Below are 14,731 nucleotides of genomic sequence, written 5' to 3' on the forward strand. Positions count from 1 at the left end.
TTTCCGCGGATGGAGCCAAGTATAGAGACAAAATGGAAAACGCCAAAATCAAATCGCCCGTGAATGACGCAGCGACAACTCGGGTTCGTCGCCCGCGTCGGGTTGCAGGCACGCTCTACACGGCTGATGAAATCCACGAGATTTTCCGCCGCTTTTCCATTTTGCGCCCCGAACCAAAGGGTGAGCTCGAACATGTGAATGCCTTCACGCTTCTCGTCGCCGTCGTCTTGTCGGCACAGGCAACAGACGTGGGAGTGAACAAGGCTACCCGTGCGCTTTTTGCGGTTGCCGACACGCCGCAAAAAATGCTGGCGCTGGGCGAAGACACGGTTGGCAATTATATCCGCACCATCGGTCTTTGGCGCAACAAGGCGAAAAACGTCATTCTATTGTCCGAAGCGCTTATCCGCGATTATGGTGGTGAAGTCCCGGATGATCGCGACGAGTTGGTGAAGTTGCCGGGCGTTGGCCGAAAGACCGCCAATGTGGTGTTGAGCATGGCTTTTGGCCACTCAACCATGGCTGTGGACACGCATATCCTGCGCATCGGCAATCGGATTGGTCTTGCACCAGCCAAGACGCCGGATGCGATAGAAGCTATTCTGATGCGGGTTATTCCGAAAGAATATCTGTTTCACGCGCATCACTGGCTCATCCTGCACGGGCGTTACACCTGTAAGGCGCGCAAGCCTGAATGCGAGAATTGCGTGATCGCTGATATCTGCAAATATCCCGGAAAGACCTGTGACGTACCCGCAGCGCTCATTCCGTTACCGCCGCAGTTTTAAAATTTCTCGCTGCGAAATTGCCTTGTGCAGATGAATCATCATCGCAGCCGCAAACAGCGGCGTCAGCAGATTGACGATCGGGATCGCGAGAAATCCCGCAATGACCAACCCCGCGAGGAAGACCGTCACCCCATATTGCGAGCGTAGTGCCTTGGCCTCGCTCTCGGACCGATAACGCATCGCGGCAAATTCAAAGAATTCCCGCCCCAGCAAATAGGCGTTGATCACAAAAAAGGCGATCAGATTGATGCCGGGTACGAAGAGCAGAAAAAGTGCTGCGATATTGCCGAGAATGACCACGCCCAGAAACTTGAGCGACACCACAACGGAACGGCCCAGCGGCAGGGGCGTGCCTGCGGGCTCACCGGGATAGTCTTCACGTTCAACGACGTCCGCAACATCATCAAGGAAGATACCGGCTACAAGTGCGGTGACGGGTGCAATCATTAAAGCGAGAACGAGCGCCAGTCCAAGACCTGCAACAATGGCTGCAGCAATACCGAGCCAGCCAGCCCATTCGGGCATTCCGGGCAACAATTGGGCCATCCACGGCCAGGCTAAAGTAAAAAATAATTGACGAATTCCGACCCAAAGCCCGATCAGCAACAAGAGCGTCAAACCCAGTGTTTTCCACAAAACCGAACGAAACTCCGGCGTTGGAAGGCGTTTAAGGGCTTTTATTGCCGCTTCAATGATCATTCAGGCTCACTTTCGGTGATCTTATGCGATCAAAATAGGAAGGCCGATGGATCGGTACAATATGCGCTACCCACAGGAGGCAGGCTTAACAGGGTGGTCAAAGCACTTGCAAAAGGCTAAACCGGCCCCACATGACTGCCGCCGTACCGTTGCCTGAATGCCTTGGACAGAGGCGGGCAACAGACAAAAAGGGGAGCCCCAGATCAGCTCATGGCTACATTCGACGTTCTTTGCATTGGCAACGCCATTGTCGATATTATCTCGCGCACGGAAGATGCATTCCTTGAAACAAATGGCATCATCAAAGGCGCGATGAACCTGATTGATGGCGACCGGGCAGAACTGCTCTATGGCCGTATTAAAGGTCAGGTCACGGAAATGTCGGGTGGTAGTGCTGGTAATACCGCTGCAGGCGTTGCGAGCCTCGGTGGGCGTTCCGCCTTTTTTGGTAAGGTTGCAACAGACCATCTTGGCCGGGTTTTTTCCCATGATATTCGCGCACAGGGCGTAGCATTCGATACACGCGCACTGGAAAAAGGCTCACCGACTGCCCGTTCCATGATTTTCGTAACCGCGGATGGCGAGCGTTCGATGAACACCTATCTGGGTGCCTGCGTCGAGCTTGGGCCGGAAGATGTCGAAACCTCCAAAGTTGCCGATGCCCGCGTCACCTATTTTGAAGGGTATTTGTGGGACCCGCCACGCGCCAAGGAAGCCATTGTTCTGGCTTCCAAGATTGCGCATGAGCACGGCCGTCAGGTTGCCATGACCCTGTCAGATCCATTCTGCGTTGATCGCTATCGTGATGAGTTTCTTGATCTTATGCGCAGCCGCACGGTCGATATCGTTTTCGCCAATGAAGACGAAGCCAAGTCGCTCTATCAGACCAAGTCGCTTGATGAAGCTGTAGAAGCCATCCGCAAGGATTGCCCGCTGGCAGTCGTCACACGCTCGGAAAAGGGCGCGATCGTCATCACTGCCGATCAGACGCTGCATGTGCCAGCAATTGAGATCGAAGAGCTGATCGATACCACAGGTGCGGGTGATCTTTATGCCGCCGGTTTCCTTTATGGCTACACCAAGGACCGTTCGCTTGAAGATTGCGCGCGCTTAGGTTCGCTTGCAGCCGGTATGATTATTCAGCAGATGGGACCACGTCCGCTGGTCGATCTGAAGGCTGTAGCGACGCAGGCCAAGCTTATTTGATTAGAGTATTTCCAGCAAAAGTGCGAAGCGGTTTTGCGTGGGATAATTCTATAAAAACAAAGAGATAGATCGGTTTCAATGTTCAGTGTGACCTGGAACCGCTCTACTGATCAATCCGGACAATCCGGTCGCGCTTGAGTTCCTCCTCTGTGCGGCCGGGACGGCTTTTATAGACCGGTAGATTCCAGCCGAAATAAAGCGCACCGCCGCGCACGATAAAGGCTGTGAGTGCGGCCGCAAGCGCTGCAAAAATCGGATCAATCCCCAAGCGTTCTAGCACCACATAAAGACATGCACCGGCAAGAGCTGCGCTGACATAGATCTCGCGCCGCATAAGCACGGATGGCTCGCCTGCCACCATGTCGCGCAAAATGCCGCCAAGCGTTGCCGTAAAAATGCCGGTGACGATGGCAACGGATGGTCCAAAGCCGAGTGCCAAGCCTTTGGCCGCACCCACAACCGTATAGGCTGACAAGCCGATGGCATCGAACCACAGCAAAAGCCTGTAGCGTGATTCGACCAGATGTGCGGTGAAATAGACGATGATGGCGGCAGACGTTCCTGCCAGCAGATAAAACGGCTCAACTACCCAGAAAACCGGTGCGCCCAGCACCAGGTCGCGCATCGTACCGCCGCCGATGCCAGTCACATTGGCGAGAAAGATGAAGCCGATAATATCGAGCTGACGGCGTGATGCGGCGAGAGCGCCGGTGGCAGCGAAGACGAAAACCCCTGCAAAGTTTGCAAAATCAAAGATCGTCACGCACGGCCTCCCAGCTGATAAAGCATGTCGCGGAAAAGTGGGGACCGCCTTCGCAGGGAAATCAGTCCACTGGACTGATTTCTGTTCCCGCTACGATCCGATAACGACATGCGCAAAATAAAGAGATAGAGCGGGTGCAGCAGATACAATTAACAACGACACGCTCTAGTGTGTCGATAGTCCAATGGATAGCGGCAAAAAGAAAGAGCGGCGATGAACACGCCGCTCTTTCTCTTTGTTTTTATCGCATTATCCCACGCATCGCAGCAGGAAAAGAAATCAGTCCGGCGAACTGATTTCCCTGCGGAGGCGCTTCGCGCTTTTACTGGAAATGCTAATCAAGCATTGCTTTCAGGTGCCGTCTCGGCGGCAGCCTTTGGACCGCCCTTGGAAACGCCAACCATCGCCGGACGCAACACGCGGTCACCGATGGCGTATCCGGCCTGCATGACCTGCACGACCGTATTGGCTGGCAGATCAGGGTTAGGCACTTCGAAAATAGCCTGATGGAAGTTCGGGTCGAACTTTTCGCCTTCAGGGTTAAGCTTGGTCACGCCGTGACGCTCCAAAGCCTGAAGCATGGCGCGTTCGGTCATTTCCACACCTTCGGCAAGCGACTTGAGGTTGGCGTCGCTTTCCAGCGCGTCGGCAGGAATGGCTTCGTGTGCGCGGCTCAGATTGTCGGAAACCGAGAGCATGTCGCGGGCAAAATTTGTCACAGCATAGGTGCGTGCGTCCTGCACGTCGCGCTGTGTGCGCTTGCGCAGGTTTTCCATCTCTGCAACGAGACGCAGCATCTGATCTTTCAGTTCTGCATTGTCGGCTTCAAGTGCTGCAATGGTGTTTGCAGCCAGGCTCTCGGTGTCAACAGCTTCTTCTTCGACCTCGGCGCGTGCCTCAGCCTTGCGGCTTTTCAGAAAATCGTCGGCAGCACGCTTCAGCGCATCACGATCACGAGGATTGTTGATATCGCGCTGCTCAAGATCGGGGTTTTCGGGTGTATTCTTTTCATCAGCCATAATGCTTCTTCCGTCTTGAATAGTGTTTGGGCCGGATATCGAGTTTCGCGGCGTTAAAATCAAGGTCTAATTTCTTAGCCTTGGCAAGTCTGACACTTCATATCAGAAATTAGCGCAGCAATCGGGAGACAATCTGCGCGGTGTAGTCGACCATCGGCACGATGCGGGCATAGTTGAGCCGGGTTGGTCCAATGACGCCCAGAGCGCCAACAACACGCTGTTCGCTGTCACGATAAGGCGCGACCACCAGCGATGAACCGGAGAGCGAGAACAGCTTGTTCTCCGAGCCGATGAAAATTCGCACACCAGAACCCGATTCAGCCAGATCGAGGAGCTGGATCATGCCGTCCTTGGTTTCGAGGTCGTCGAACAGGTGGCGCAGGCGCTCAATATCTTCCTGTGCATGAATGTTCTCAAGCAGGTTGGCACGACCGCGCACGATGAGGCGTGCAGGCTGGTCAGAACCCGCACCGCTCCACACAGCCAGTCCCTGTGCAACAAGTTCCTGCGAGAGCTGATCAAGTTCCTGTCTGGTTTCTTCCGACAGCTTTTCCAGCTCCGATTTCGCTTCCGACAGTGTGTGGCCATGAATATGCGCGTTGAGAAAGTTGGAAGCCTCCACCAGCTGCGAAGCGGAGATACCAGCAGGCAGGTTCACAACGCGATTCTCGACATCGCCATTCTGCATCACCAGCACGGCAAGCGCGCGGGTCGGTTCAAGACGCACGAATTCGATATGTTTGAGGGCACCTTCGGCCTTGGTTGCAAGCACAAGGCCAGCACCACGCGAAAGGCCCGAAAGAACCTGACTGGCTTCTGTCAGCACGCTCTCTACCGAATTGTTCATGCCTGCCGAACGCACCTGTGCCTCAATGGAGGAGCGTTCATCAGGCGGCAGGTCGCCCACTTCCATGAAAGCATCGACAAAGAAGCGCAGACCGATCTGGGTTGGCAGACGCCCGGCGGAAATATGCGGTGCATAGATGAGGCCAAGATGCTCAAGGTCGCTCATCACATTGCGAATGGTGGCCGGCGAAAGACTATGCGGCAGCAGGCGCGACAGGTTGCGCGACCCGACCGGATCGCCATCATTGAGGTAACTGTCGACGATCAGCCGGAAAATATCGCGCGACCGCTGGTCGAGTGCATTAAGCAGCTGATGTTCCGGTGACTTGATCATGGTCTCAATGCGAACCCTTTGAATTGCAGACTATAAATATAAGCGAGCAACCCGATGCGTCAAAGGGTTTGGGTTTACAGTTTCACCTCTCTCAACACCTCTGTTGTAAGATACTGCGAAATTCCTTTTCATTCGAGCGCGACAAGCCTAAAAAGCCGCAACGAAAAACGAATTGAGGAAATACGATGCGTCCATCCAAGCGCGCTGCTGATGAAATGCGTGCCGTCTCTTTTGAGCGCGGCGTCTCCAAACATGCGGAAGGCTCGTGCCTCGTCAAGTTCGGCGACACCCACGTTCTGTGCACGGCAAGCCTTGAAGAAAAGGTGCCGGGCTGGATGCGCAATTCAGGCAAGGGCTGGGTCACTGCAGAATATGGCATGTTGCCACGTTCGACCGGCGACCGTATGCGCCGTGAAGCAGCCGCTGGAAAGCAGGGTGGTCGTACGCAGGAAATCCAGCGCCTTATCGGTCGTTCGCTGCGCGCAGTGGTTGATCTTCAGGCACTTGGCGAATTCCAGATCACGGTTGACTGCGATGTCATTCAGGCGGATGGCGGCACCCGTACAGCTGCGATCACCGGCGGTTGGGTTGCCCTTTATGATTGCCTGCGCTGGATGGAAGCGCGGCAGATGATCCGCTTTGAGAAGGTGCTTAAAGATCATATTGCGGCCATTTCCTGCGGCATCCACGAAGGTCAGCCTGTGCTTGATCTCGATTATGTCGAGGATTCGGCGGCAGAAACCGACAGCAATTTCGTGATGACCGGCAAGGGCGGCATTGTCGAAATTCAGGGTACAGCTGAAGGCGCACCATTCTCGGAAGAAGAGTTTGCAGCGCTTATGAAGCTTGCACGCGGCGGCATTAATCAGCTCGTCGAGTTGCAGAAGGCAGCACTTGCCTGATAGTTAAGGCCATCTCCATGAAAGAGGTGGCCGAAAATGCAGGCATCCCGCATTCTTGAAACCGCGCTCTATGTCCGTGATGTTGCTGAGGCGATTTCGTTTTATCGCGATATCATCGGGCTTGAGCCGGTGGGCAAGGTCAGTGAACGCAATGCATTCTTCCGCTGTGGCGACGGTATTTTACTGTTGTTTAAGGCGGAAGAAACTTTGAAGCCACCCGCGCCCGGATCGCTGCCGGTGCCACCGCATGGGACGATCGGTGCAGGGCATGTCTGTTTTGCAGCCACACGTCATGAGCTTGACGACTGGTGCAGCTATCTCGAAAAGCACGGGATTGCTATCGAGTCTGATTTCGAATGGCCCAATGGCGCACGTTCGATTTATTTTCGCGATCCCTCCGGCAATTCGCTGGAATTCGCTGAGCCGAAACTTTGGAGTTAAAAAATGCGGGTGCTTGAAAAAGGCAAACTGATCGTTGCATCGCACAATGCAGGCAAATTGCGCGAATTCGATGGGCTGATCGCCCCATTTGGCTTCGAGGTCAGTTCTGTTGCGGCTCTCGGCCTGCCGGAGCCGGAAGAAACCGGAACGACGTTTGAGCAGAATGCCTATATTAAGGCACTGGCCGCAGCAGAAGCCACAGGTTTGCCTTCTCTGTCTGACGATTCTGGCATGATGGTTGACGCGCTTGATGGCAATCCCGGCGTTTACACTGCTGACTGGGCGGAGACCGAAGACGGCACGCGCGATTTCAATATGGCGATGCAGAAGGTTGAAGATCTTCTGCAGGAAAAGGGTGCTCTCACCCCTGCCGAGCGTAAGGCGCGCTTTGTTTCGGTTATCTGCCTTGCATGGCCGGATGGTGAAGCACAATATTACCGCGGTGAAGTGGAAGGCACACTGATCTGGCCTCCGCGCGGCGATATTGGCTTCGGTTATGATCCGGTATTCAAGCCGGAAGGCTATGAAAAGACCTTCGGCGAAATGACTGCTGACGAGAAGCACGGCTGGACGCCGGGCGACGCGTCCGCGCTTTCGCATCGTGCGCGTGCCTTCAAGCTGTTTGCGGAAAAGGCGCTCGGTGTTGTTTCGGATATGCCCGAATGAACCATCATTTTTCTCCACCTGACGCTTCAGCGAATATTCTACCAATTGCGCGCGCAGATGGAGAAACGGCGTTTGGCGTTTATTTGCACTGGCCGTTCTGTCTGGCAAAATGTCCGTATTGCGACTTTAACAGCCATGTACGCCATCAGCCGGTTGACCAGCCACGCTTCGCGGAAGCTTTCAACCGTGAGATGGACACATTGCGCGCCCGCACAGGCCCGCGCACCGTCACCAGCATCTTTCTGGGCGGCGGTACGCCGTCGCTGATGCAGCCCTCGACGGTTGGCAGCCTGCTTGATGGTATTGCGTCGCGCTGGACTGTCGCGCCCGATATTGAAGTGACACTGGAAGCCAATCCGACAAGCGTGGAAGCTGATCGTTTCCGCGGCTATCGTGCAGCCGGCGTCAATCGCGTTTCGCTTGGCATCCAGGCACTGAACGATCCTGATCTGCGCCGTCTTGGGCGAATGCATTCGGTTGAAGAAGCCAAGGCCGCAATCCGGCTTGCGCGTGAAATTTTCCCGCGTCTGTCTTTCGATCTCATCTATGCACGTCCCAATCAGACGATTGAAGCCTGGCGTGAGGAGCTGAAAGAAGCCATCGGTCTTGCTGCCGATCATCTCTCGCTCTACCAGCTGACAATCGAAGAAGGCACACAGTTCTATAATCTCTGGAAGGCGGGCAAGCTCACCACGCCGGATCCGGATCATGCCGCCGCTCTTTATGAAGAAACGCAAAAGATCACCGCGGAACATGGTCTTCCGGCCTATGAGATTTCAAACCATGCGGTGCCGGGACGTGAATCCCAGCATAATCTGGTTTATTGGCGTTATGGGCAATATGTTGGTATCGGCCCCGGCGCGCATGGACGTTTTGTCGAAAACGGCTTGCGCACCGTTACAATGACCGAAAAGCACCCGGAAACATGGCTGGAAAAAGTGGCAAGTCACGGTCACGGTATTATCGAGGAAGAACATCTCGATGGTGAACCGCAGGGCGATGAATTTCTGATGATGGGCTTGCGGTTGCGCGAAGGCATTGATCTTGCGCGTTATCAGCGTCTGACCGGCCACGATATTGATCGCAAGCGTCTTGAAAGGCTGGTCGCATCGGGCATGATCGAAAAAATGGATGGAAGCTTCATCCGTGCAACGCCAGATGGCGCGCTCGTGCTTGATGCGCTGGTGGCTGATCTGGCGGCTTAGCGCATGTCGCGGGAAAGTGGGAACCGGTTTCCCGATAACGACATGCGTAAATAAGGACTGGTGATGAGTGAATTTTTGGACGAACAGAAACGCGAATTTGTTGTCGGTGGCACCGCCCAGCGTGCACGTCCGATCGAACCTGCGCTCTATATCGTCTCGACCCCGATTGGTAATCTCGGCGACATGACGCTGCGCGGGCTGGAAGTGCTTGCGAGTGCCGACATTGTGGCCTGTGAAGATACCCGCGTGACCCGCGTGTTGCTCGATCGCTATGGCATTTCGCGTCGCCCGATCAGCTATCACGAACATAATGCCGCTGAGGCAGGCGCAAAGCTGATCGCAGCCCTTGAAAGCGGCAAGAGTGTTGCGCTCGTTTCAGATGCAGGCACGCCACTTGTGTCCGATCCGGGCTTCCGCCTTGTGGGCGAGGCCCGTGAGGCAGGCATTCGTGTGGTGCCGGTGCCTGGTGCTTCAGCACTCCTTGCGGCACTGGCTGCTTCCGGACTTCCGACTGATGCATTCATGTTTTGCGGCTTTTTGCCGGTCAAACACGGCCAGAAGACATCCAAGCTCGAAAGCCTCAAGAATATCGAAGCAACGCTTGTATTCTATGAATCGCCCAACCGCACGGCGACAACGCTCGCCGATATGGCGGAGGTCTTTGGCGATGGGCGTGAAGCAGCCCTTTGCCGCGAGCTGACCAAAGCCTATGAAACCATCGTGACTGCAACTCTGGGTGAGTTGAAGCAGCAATTTGATGGCGAAGATCGTATTCGCGGTGAAGTCGTGTTGCTGGTTGGTCCGCCAACAGGAGAAGCCGGTCCGCAGAGCGAAGAGGATATCGACAAGCTGTTGCTGTCATTGTCGCAGGAATTGCCGCCATCAAAAGCTGCAGGCGAGGCAGCAAAGATGACTGGTGGGCAGAAATCAGTGCTGTATCAGCGCCTGATGCAATTGAAGGCGCAGGACTGATGAGTGAACTCCGCGAGAAAAAGCGTGTTGCTTTCTTTCGCGGACACAGCGCCGAGCGACTGGCAGCGTTTGCGCTTATGCTCAAAGGTTTTCGCATCGTGGCACGCCGCTACCGCACGCGGCTTGGCGAAATTGATCTGATCGCCCGGCGCGGCAATCTTGTTCTCATTGTTGAAGTCAAAGCACGGACAAGCGTTGAAGCAGCGCAACTTGCCGTCACGCCGCAGGCCATGCGTCGTATCGAGGCGGCTGCCGATATGTGGCTGCAACGCCAAAAAGACTACGCACAATTATCGCTGCGCTTTGACCTCGTAGCTGTTCTGCCACGTCGCTGGCCAAAGCACTTGCCAGCATTTTTTACGTCGGGCAATTATAGCTAGTCACGCATCGGCCCAAAAATCGAAATCGATTTTTGGAAAGCTCGATGCGCATTTTTAGTGTTTGAGCGTCCTTTGTGCGTCCAATAGGGCGCACGGCGCTCAAATGCTAATCCTACAAAAATTATGGGATATAATTTGAGGCAAACAGGAATTAAAATCCTCATAATGCCTTTTCAGAGAAAAAGTGATGCTCCGCGCGATTTGCGCACGCAAGCCCGTTTCTTATAAAATTTCGCCAGCCCGGGGATAATGCCAGCAGTCTTAAAAAGGATACTGCTGTGGCTCTCGCGTCCCAACGACTTCTTGCTGATTTTCCTGCCTTCTTCCGTGTTTCGGAAGAGGTAGTGGTTATTGTTGGCGGCGGCGAAGAAGCGCTCAACAAAGCGCGGCTCGTGGCACAGACGTCCGCTCGTTTGCGCATCATTGCGCAAGAGCTTGAACCAGCCTTGGCGAGCTTCATCGAAAGCCACAGTTCGGAACATGTTTCTCAAGCTTTTAGCGCCGATCTTCTTGAAGGTGCGAAGCTGGTTTTTGTCGCCACGGGTGATGAAGATCAGGATCGCGCCATTGCAGCATCGGCCAAAGCGCTGAAAATTCCAGTCAACGTTGTCGACCGTCCTGCACTCTGCGATTTCCTGACCCCTGCCATTGTGAACCGAGCGCCGATTGCAATTGCGATTGGCACCGAAGGCTCGGCCCCTGTGCTGGCACAGATGGTGCGTGCGCGCATTGATGCGGCCTTCTCGCCACGCCTTGGTGAGCTTGCACATTATGCCGAAAGTTGGCGTCCGCTGGTCGAAAAGCTTTTGCCAAAAGGTTTGGCGCGCCGCAGTTTCTGGCGTGGGTTCTTCTCCGGCTCCGTAGCGCGTGCTGTTGAAAACGGTGATCGCGAAGAAGCATACAAAGCTGCAAATGAATTAATCGAGCAAAGAGAACATGCTGCCGGTTATGTCTGGCTCGTTGGTGCCGGTCCGGGTGCAGAAGATCTGCTGACCCTGCGCGCACATCGCGTTCTGATGGAAGCTGACGTGATTGTGCATGACGCACTGGTGCCGGAAGGCGTGATTGCCATGGGGCGTCGTGATGCGGAGCGTCTTTCGGTCGGCAAGCGCAAGGGATGCCATTCCAAGAGCCAGAACGAGATCAATGATCTGCTCGTCAGCCTTGGTCGCGAGGGCAAGCGTGTGGTGCGTCTGAAAGCGGGCGATCCGCTGGTCTTTGGCCGTGCGGGCGAAGAAATGGCAGCATTGCGTTCAGCTGGTATCGGCTTTGAAATCGTGCCGGGCATCACGTCTGCTTTTGCAGCTGCTGCCGATATGGAACTGCCGCTCACCTTGCGTGGTGTGGCCTCCTCGCTGGTATTCACGACGGGCCACGACATGGCAGGCGATGTGCTGCCGGGCTGGGCCAAGCTTGCCGTCTCCGGGGCAACGATTGCCGTCTATATGGGCTCAAGCGTTGCAGCCTCGGTTGCTAGCCGTTTGATCTCTGCTGGTCTGCATGAAGATACGGCTGTCGCGGTTGTTGAGAATGCCAGCCGCAAGGATAAGCGGCTGTTTCATGGAACATTGAAAGATCTGCCGTCTCTGGAAGAGCGCAAAGAACTCTCCGGTCGGGTCATGGTCATCATCGGCGATGCTGTTGCAGGCGCCGCTATCGACAAAGCGCAGGCGCTGGCGGTTAGACCCGTTGCAGTCGCGGCTTAAATCAGGAGTCGGAAAAATGGTTGTAAAAGTTCTCACTGCAAACCGGCTCATCGATGGACAGGCTGTGTGGCTTGGCGCTGATGGTTCATGGCAGGAAACGATTGATGGCGCGCTCGTTGCCCGTCATGCGGAAGCTGTCAGCGCACTTGAAGAAGCGGGCAAGGTGGCAGCAAAAGCCAATCTGGTTGTCGACGTGAATGTCATCGATGTCGAAGAGCGTGATGAAGGGCTTTATCCCATTCGCCTCCGCGAACGTATCCGACTCTCCGGGCCCACCATCATTACGCTTGGTCAACCAGCGTTAAAGCAAGCCTCCTGATCTGAATATCGGAAGTAAATATGTATCGTTATGATGAATTTGACCGCGACTTTGTTGCGGCCCGCGTTGCACAGTTCAAGGATCAGGTTGGGCGTCGCCTTTCTGGCGAATTGACGGAAGACCAGTTCAAGCCTTTGCGGCTGATGAACGGCCTTTATCTGCAATTACATGCCTATATGCTGCGTGTTGCGATCCCTTATGGCACATTGTCGAGCCGCCAGCTGCGCAGGCTTGGCTCCATTGCGCGGAATTATGATCGTGGCTTCGCACATTTCACGACGCGTCAGAACATCCAGTACAACTGGCCAGCACTGAAAGACGTGCCGCAAATTCTCGAAGAGCTTGCGGGAGTCGAAATGCATGCGATACAGACTTCAGGCAATTGCATTCGCAATGTGACGGCGGATCATTTTGCCGGCGCTGCACATGATGAAGTAGCCGATCCGCGCCCGCTGGCAGAAATTCTGCGGCAGTGGTCGTCGTTGCATCCGGAGTTTTCCTATCTCCCACGCAAGTTCAAGATTGCGATTGTCGGTTCTGAGCATGATCGTGCTGCCATTCAGGTGCACGACATTGGCCTGCAGCTGAAAAAGAACGAAGCAGGCGAACTCGGTCTCGCCGTCTATATCGGTGGTGGTCAGGGGCGCACGCCGATGATTGCCAAGAAAATCCGCGATTTCCTGCCGCTTGAGGACATGCTGACCTATGTGACGGCTATCGTCCGCGTCTATAATCTCTATGGACGCCGCGATAACAAATATAAGGCACGCATCAAAATCCTCGTTCATGAAACTGGGGTCGAGCCGCTGGTGCAAGAGATCGATGCTGAGTGGGAACAGATCCGTTACGGTGATCTGAAACTGCCGCAGCGCGATATTGATGCGATTGAAAGTTACTTCCGGATGCCGGATCTGCCGCAGCGTCCCGAAGGGTGGGAAATTCTGGCGGTCACGCAGAAATCCGACGCTGATTTTGCGGCATGGATCAAGCGCAATGTTACGCCACACAAGAACCCGGATTATGCCGTTGTCACGATTTCGCTGAAACCCATTGGCGGGATCCCGGGTGATGCCAGTGCGGAGCAGATGGAACTGGTGGCGGATATTGCCGAGACCTATTCTTTCGATGAAATCCGCGTCAGCCATGAGCAGAATCTGGTTCTGCCGCATGTGGCCAAGGCCGACCTCCCGGCGGTCTATGATCTGCTTCAATCAGATGGTCTGGTTACGGCCAATGCCGGTCTGATTACCGACATCATCGCATGTCCCGGCCTTGACTATTGCGCGCTTGCCAATGCGCGCTCGATCCCGGTTGCGCAGCGCATTTCTGAGCGTTTCGGTGATCAGCAGCGCCAGCTTGAAATTGGCGATCTCAAGATCAAGATTTCCGGCTGCATCAATGCCTGCGGTCATCACCATGTCGGCCATATCGGTATTCTTGGCGTCGAGAAAAAGGGCGAAGAGCTTTACCAGATCACGCTTGGTGGTTCGGGTGACGAGCATTCGTCGATTGGCGACATCACCGGACGTGGATTTTCTTCTGAAGAAGTGGTCGATGCGATTGAAACCGTGGTCGATACCTATCTCGGTTTGCGCGCAAACAACGAAGAGACTTTCCTTGCTGCCTATCGCCGGGTGGGCATGGATCCGTTTAAACGCGCGCTTTATGGAGAAGTGAGCCGTGCGGCCTGACCTTGATCCCAATTCAGATCTGAGTGCAGATCAGAGGGCGGAGGCGCAAGCCCGTCTTTTGGAGGGAAGCCATGGGGCTTCCTCTCCGCAAGAGGTGATTGCGCTCAGCACGCGCGAACTCTTTGATGGGGGAATTGCAGTCGTTTCATCATTCGGTGCTGAATCGGTTGTGCTGTTACACATGATTTCCGAGATCGATCCGGCAACGCCGGTTCTGTTTCTCGACACGGGCAAGCATTTCCGCGCAACGCTCGATTATCGGCATGATCTCGTGGATCGGTTGGGACTTCTCGATGTGCAGGATATATTGCCGCTTGTGGAAAACGTGAAAGCCGATGATCCTTTCGGCGCTTTGTCGATGACAGACAAGGACCGCTGTTGCTTCATTCGCAAGGTGGAACCGATGGCGCGCGCTGTCGCCCCCTATCGTGCGTGGATGACCGGCCGGAAGCAGTTTCAGGCTTCGACCCGTAATGCTTTGCCGGTTTTTGAATCGGTCGGCCCGCGTATTCGCATCAATCCGCTAGCGCATATGAGTGCGGAAGATTTGCGTGCCTATGCGCGTGTGCACGATCTCCCCGTCCACCCGCTGACAGAGCAGGGCTATCGATCAATCGGCTGTATGCCCTGCACACGACCGGTCGGCGATGACGAAGATCAGCGAGCCGGACGTTGGGCCGGATCGGAAAAGACCGAATGCGGCATCCATCTGACGGGCCTTGCCGATAGCCTAAAGCGCATACCGAAAAGTGTGTAGCGGTTTTCGGGTAAGATGCGCGTGAAAAAAAGTAATA

The 14,731-nt window shown here is 55.0% G+C and carries 16 protein-coding genes; 12 read left to right on the forward strand and 4 right to left on the reverse strand.

Annotated elements, in window-relative coordinates; all coding sequences use genetic code 11:
• Window positions 1–32: 32 nt before the first annotated feature.
• Window positions 33–788, forward strand: coding sequence for an endonuclease III (gene nth, locus KMS41_00820; GenBank protein ID QWK77823.1), 756 nt, complete (start codon window positions 33–35; stop codon window positions 786–788).
• Here the strand turns inward: nth and KMS41_00825 are convergent.
• Window positions 771–1,487 (reverse strand): sulfate transporter family protein, encoded by a 717-nt coding sequence (locus KMS41_00825; protein ID QWK77824.1) that lies wholly within the window; start codon window positions 1,485–1,487, stop codon window positions 771–773. The two genes, nth and KMS41_00825, sit on opposite strands and share 18 nt — an antisense overlap.
• Window positions 1,488–1,697: 210 nt before the next feature.
• Here KMS41_00825 and KMS41_00830 point away from each other — a divergent pair, with 210 nt between their 5' ends.
• Window positions 1,698–2,693, forward strand: a complete 996-nt coding sequence (locus KMS41_00830) for an adenosine kinase (GenBank protein QWK77825.1) — start codon at window positions 1,698–1,700, stop codon at window positions 2,691–2,693.
• A gap of 103 nt (window positions 2,694–2,796) precedes the next feature.
• On the opposite strand, the gene KMS41_00835 is transcribed toward KMS41_00830, so the two are convergent.
• The 3 genes from KMS41_00835 to hrcA form a co-directional block, all read right to left on the reverse strand.
• The gene (locus tag KMS41_00835) at window positions 2,797–3,456 is read right to left on the reverse strand and encodes a trimeric intracellular cation channel family protein (GenBank protein ID QWK77826.1); all 660 of its coding nucleotides are present in this window, start codon (window positions 3,454–3,456) and stop codon (window positions 2,797–2,799) included.
• Window positions 3,457–3,794: 338 nt separating this feature from the next.
• Window positions 3,795–4,475: a nucleotide exchange factor GrpE gene (grpE, locus tag KMS41_00840; protein QWK77827.1), complete on the reverse strand. Its 681-nt coding sequence runs from the start codon at window positions 4,473–4,475 to the stop codon at window positions 3,795–3,797.
• Window positions 4,476–4,584: 109 nt separating this feature from the next.
• Entirely contained in the window at window positions 4,585–5,655 is a 1,071-nt protein-coding gene (gene hrcA / locus KMS41_00845) for a heat-inducible transcriptional repressor HrcA (GenBank protein QWK77828.1), read from the reverse strand.
• A gap of 185 nt (window positions 5,656–5,840) precedes the next feature.
• Here hrcA and rph point away from each other — a divergent pair, with 185 nt between their 5' ends.
• The 10 genes from rph to KMS41_00895 all read left to right on the forward strand — a co-directional run bounded on the left by rph (window position 5,841) and on the right by KMS41_00895 (window position 14,694).
• Complete coding sequence (rph, locus tag KMS41_00850; protein QWK77829.1) at window positions 5,841–6,557, forward strand: ribonuclease PH; 717 nt, start codon at window positions 5,841–5,843, stop codon at window positions 6,555–6,557.
• Window positions 6,558–6,593: 36 nt separating this feature from the next.
• Window positions 6,594–6,998, forward strand: coding sequence for a VOC family protein (locus tag KMS41_00855; GenBank protein QWK77830.1), 405 nt, complete (start codon window positions 6,594–6,596; stop codon window positions 6,996–6,998).
• 3 nt (window positions 6,999–7,001) lie between these two features.
• A complete protein-coding gene (rdgB, locus tag KMS41_00860; GenBank protein ID QWK77831.1) occupies window positions 7,002–7,664 on the forward strand; it encodes an RdgB/HAM1 family non-canonical purine NTP pyrophosphatase in 663 nt (220 codons plus the stop codon).
• Entirely contained in the window at window positions 7,661–8,869 is a 1,209-nt protein-coding gene (hemW, locus tag KMS41_00865; protein QWK77832.1) for a radical SAM family heme chaperone HemW, read from the forward strand. Before rdgB ends, hemW begins: the two co-directional genes overlap by 4 nt.
• Before the next feature lie 63 nt (window positions 8,870–8,932).
• Complete coding sequence (rsmI, locus tag KMS41_00870) at window positions 8,933–9,841, forward strand: 16S rRNA (cytidine(1402)-2'-O)-methyltransferase (GenBank protein ID QWK77833.1); 909 nt, start codon at window positions 8,933–8,935, stop codon at window positions 9,839–9,841.
• Window positions 9,841–10,221 (forward strand): YraN family protein, encoded by a 381-nt coding sequence (locus KMS41_00875; protein QWK77834.1) that lies wholly within the window; start codon window positions 9,841–9,843, stop codon window positions 10,219–10,221. The genes rsmI and KMS41_00875 overlap by 1 nt, the downstream gene beginning before the upstream one ends.
• A gap of 278 nt (window positions 10,222–10,499) precedes the next feature.
• Window positions 10,500–11,927, forward strand: a complete 1,428-nt coding sequence (gene cysG / locus KMS41_00880; protein QWK77835.1) for a siroheme synthase CysG — start codon at window positions 10,500–10,502, stop codon at window positions 11,925–11,927.
• Window positions 11,928–11,943: 16 nt separating this feature from the next.
• Complete coding sequence (locus tag KMS41_00885; protein ID QWK77836.1) at window positions 11,944–12,246, forward strand: DUF2849 domain-containing protein; 303 nt, start codon at window positions 11,944–11,946, stop codon at window positions 12,244–12,246.
• Between the two features lie 20 nt (window positions 12,247–12,266).
• Window positions 12,267–13,937: a nitrite/sulfite reductase gene (locus tag KMS41_00890; GenBank protein ID QWK77837.1), complete on the forward strand. Its 1,671-nt coding sequence runs from the start codon at window positions 12,267–12,269 to the stop codon at window positions 13,935–13,937.
• Window positions 13,927–14,694, forward strand: a complete 768-nt coding sequence (locus KMS41_00895) for a phosphoadenylyl-sulfate reductase (protein QWK77838.1) — start codon at window positions 13,927–13,929, stop codon at window positions 14,692–14,694. The genes KMS41_00890 and KMS41_00895 overlap by 11 nt, the downstream gene beginning before the upstream one ends.
• The last annotated feature ends 37 nt before the right edge of the window (window positions 14,695–14,731 follow it).

The organism is Ochrobactrum sp. BTU1, assembly GCA_018798825.1.
Lineage (GTDB): Bacteria > Pseudomonadota > Alphaproteobacteria > Rhizobiales > Rhizobiaceae > Brucella.